Annotated in this window: 2 protein-coding genes; both read right to left on the bottom strand. The window is 75.8% G+C overall.

Going from position 1 to position 3,147, the window contains the following annotated elements:
• Positions 1-166: 166 nt before the first annotated feature.
• Positions 167-1,297, bottom strand: a complete 1,131-nt coding sequence (locus ACFVGO_RS35080; RefSeq protein ID WP_380356346.1) for an FHA domain-containing protein — start codon at positions 1,295-1,297, stop codon at positions 167-169.
• Between the two features lie 346 nt (positions 1,298-1,643).
• Positions 1,644-2,999 (bottom strand): VWA domain-containing protein, encoded by a 1,356-nt coding sequence (locus tag ACFVGO_RS35075; protein WP_359906657.1) that lies wholly within the window; start codon positions 2,997-2,999, stop codon positions 1,644-1,646.
• Positions 3,000-3,147: the final 148 nt, after the last annotated feature.

The following is a 3,147-nucleotide window of genomic DNA, read 5'->3' as shown; positions in this document are numbered from 1 at the left end:
TGGGGTGGGGGGGGGGGGGAGGGGGGTGGTAAGTGTGGGGAGGGGAGGGGGGGGGGGGGGGGGAGAAAAAAAAAAAACAGTTCGGGCCTGCCCGCCTCCCCCCCCCCCCCCCCCCCCCGACCGGAGTTGGCGCTGATGACCCATCAGGGAATGATGTGGCGGTCTTTCAGCCGCGGTGCACGGTGATGGTGGTCCAGGCGCCGATGTGGATCCGGTCGCCGTCGTTCAGCGGGATCGCGGTGTGCGGGGTGATCGGCTCCGCGCCGCCGTTCACGGTGGTGCCGTTGGTCGAGTCCTGGTCGACCAGGACCCAGCTGCCGTCCGCCTGTTCGGCGAGCAGCGCGTGCTGGTGCGAGGCGCCCGGGTCCTCCGGCGGGACGGACAGGTCGATCTCCGGCACCGTGCCGCGGTGCTGGCTGCGCCGTCCGATCCGCAGCTGGCCGCGGCCGGTCAGCGGGATCCGGCGCTCGGGGCAGTACGGCGGGAAGAACAGGCCGGCCGCCTCGGGGCCGCTGCGGGCCATCATCTCGGTGAAGTAGTCCCGGTCGGCCGCGACCACGGCGATCCAGTTGGTCCGCACCGGCTCGGCCGGGGCGGGTTCCCGGGGTTGCTGCGGCTGTGCCTGCTGCGCCTGCTGCGGCGGGGCCAGGTTGAAGGAGGTGCCGAAGTCGCCGCCGCGGCTGTTCGGGCCGGGGCCGGCCGGGTGGGCGTAGACCGGGCCGGAGTCCTCGCGCACGGAGGTGTCGGGGAACGCGCCCTCCGGCGCGGGCCCCTCGCCCCCGGCGTGGTGGCCGGGAGGTGCCGTCGGCCCGGTGCCGGGCTGGGCGGGCGGGTAGCCGTAGGTGTGCGGGTGTGCGGGGGCCTGCGGCTGCTGCTGGACGGGCGGCGCGACGGCCTGCTGGGCGGCCGGCGGCTGTCCGAACGGTGACTCTCCGAACGGGGGCTGGCCGGCGGGGGCGTGACCGAACGGCGGCTGCTCGAACGGCGGCTGGCCGGCGGGGGCGTGACCGAACGGCGGCTGGCCGGCCGGGGCGTGACCGGGCGGGGCCTGCGGCGGGGTGCCGCCGTAGGCCGCCGGGATGTTCAGCGGCGGCTGCTGGGCCGGGCCGGGCGGGAGGTGGCCGGCGCCGGGCGCCTGGCGGCGCGAGGGCGTGGAGAGCTCGTAGTCGTAGCCGCACTCCTCGCAGAACCGTCCGGTCTGCGGGCTGCGGCAGATCGGGCAGACGGCCAGGCCCGCGGTGAGGCCCTGCGGCCCGGCCTGGGGCTGGACGGCCCCGTGCGGGGGCGGGGGCACCATGCCCGGGGGCGGCAGGGGTGCCCCGGGCGGCGGGACGGCTCCCGGGGGGACGGCCCCCGGCGGCATCGGCGGCGGAGGCGGCGGAGCGCCGAAGGACGCGCCGCCGTACCCCGGGTGGTGTCCGGCGTGCGCGCCGGGCGCGGGGTCGGCCCCGGGCGCCCCCGGGTAGCCTCCGTGCGCCCCCGGCGTGGGGGCCGGCGGAGTCATCGGGAAGCCGCAGAAGTCGCACCAGTCCTCGGCCTGCGACTCGTGGCCCCTCGGGCAGATCGGCATCAGGTCCCCCTCGTTTCGGGCCGGCTCGGTGCGGCGTCGCGCCGGGGTGCCGGCCCGGTCACGTCTTCAGCGGTCACTTCTTCACACGTACCGTCTTGGTCGACCGGGTCTCAAGGGTCATCGAGTCGGCCTCGCTCACGTTCTTACGGAACCGAACCGTACCCTCCTTCGGGTCCACCACGTCCACCACCTTCTGGAGCAGCTTGTAGGTGCCCTCGTTCCCGGTCGCGTGGGCGATCCGGACGGCCGCGCCCAGCTTGGCGGTCGCGCGGTCGACGTCCCCGGCCCGGTGGGCCTCCAGGCCCTCCTGGATGGAGGAGGCGAGCTCGGCCTGCCCGGTGTAGTGGGCGACCTGCGGGCTGATCCGGGTGGAGGAGGCCAGGTCGTCGGTCCAGACCGCCTTGACCAGGCCCTGGGTGAGCACCTCCGGGGTGCCGCCGGCGACCTGGTCGGGCAGCACCAGGCTGATCCGGGCGGCCAGCATCTCGTTGCCGACCGAGGCGGCCGGCACCTCGACGCAGACGTGGTAGTCGCGGCTCTCGTCGCCCCAGGAGCCGGTGGGGTAGTCGCCGGCCCGGGGCCCGGCCTCGGTGCGGCGGGAGGTCAGGTCCTCGACCGCGGGGGCGACCTGCTTAACGAACCTGACCGTGGCGTTGGCCGGGGTCCAGATCCGCAGGGCGACGTCGGCGACCTGCTTGCCCATCGCCCCGGCCATCATCGAGCGGAAGTCCTCGGCCAGGCCGGAGGGTTCGGCGACGATGTCGGTGGTGCCGAGCAGCGCCGAGGAGATCCTGCGCAGCTCGTCGATCCGCCAGTCGGTGCCCACGCCGCGGCAGTCGGCGGTGAAGTGGCCGGTCACCAGTTCGATGGTGCGGGCCAGGTCCTCGGCGGACTCGTGCTCGTTGTTGCCGTCGGTGAGCAGGACGGCGTGCCGGATGGCGATGTCGCGGCGGGTGAGGAAGAGCTTGTCGGCCTTGGCCAGCCAGGTGCCCATCGCGGTGCCGCCGGCGGCGGTGAGCCGGCGCAGCGACTCCTTGGCCTGCCCGCGGGTGGTGGCGGAGGCGATGGCGAGGGTGCCGTCGCCGGGGTAGATGTCGCGGGCCTCGTGGGTGCCGGCGACCACGGCGAAGGCGGTGCCGTCGCGCAGCGCGTCGATGGCGGCGGCGGTGGCCTCCCTGGCGCCGTTGATCTTGCTCTTGGGGTAGTCCATCGAGCCCGAGCAGTCCACCAGGACGACCACGGCGGCCGCGGCGCCGGTGCCCGCCGGGGCGGCGTCGGCGAAGCCGAGCGGCCGGCCGCCGGAGGTGCCGCCGCCGGTCGCGGTGACGGTGACGATGGCGTTGACCTCGCGGGCGCCGTCGGCCAGGTACTCGTTCTGGAAGATCTCCACGTTGAACCTGGGCAGGTTCGGCTTCGCCAGTGTTGCCATGGGGCGGTCGGCTCCCGTCGGGTGAGGGGTGGACGTGCTCAGGACGGTGGGGCGGCCCGCCGGGCGGGCCGGCGGGCCGTGCTGCCGGGGCGTCCGGCGGGTGGTCGGTCAGGCCGTCGGAGGGTGCGGCGGCTGCGGCGGGACGGGC

It is taken from the genome of Kitasatospora sp. NPDC057738, assembly GCF_042798815.1.
Classification (GTDB): domain Bacteria; phylum Actinomycetota; class Actinomycetes; order Streptomycetales; family Streptomycetaceae; genus Kitasatospora; species Kitasatospora lactacystinica.
The sequence above is the reverse complement of the archived record's forward strand: the minus strand, read 5'-3'. Positions and strand labels throughout refer to the sequence as shown.

Coding starts and splice junctions, on each gene's coding strand:
- ACFVGO_RS35075 (WP_359906657.1), bottom strand. CDS start 2,999: ATGGCAACACTGGCGAAGCCGAACCTGCCCAGGTTCAACGTGGAGATC.
- ACFVGO_RS35080 (WP_380356346.1), bottom strand. CDS start 1,297: ATGGTGCCCCCGCCCCCGCACGGGGCCGTCCAGCCCCAGGCCGGGCCG.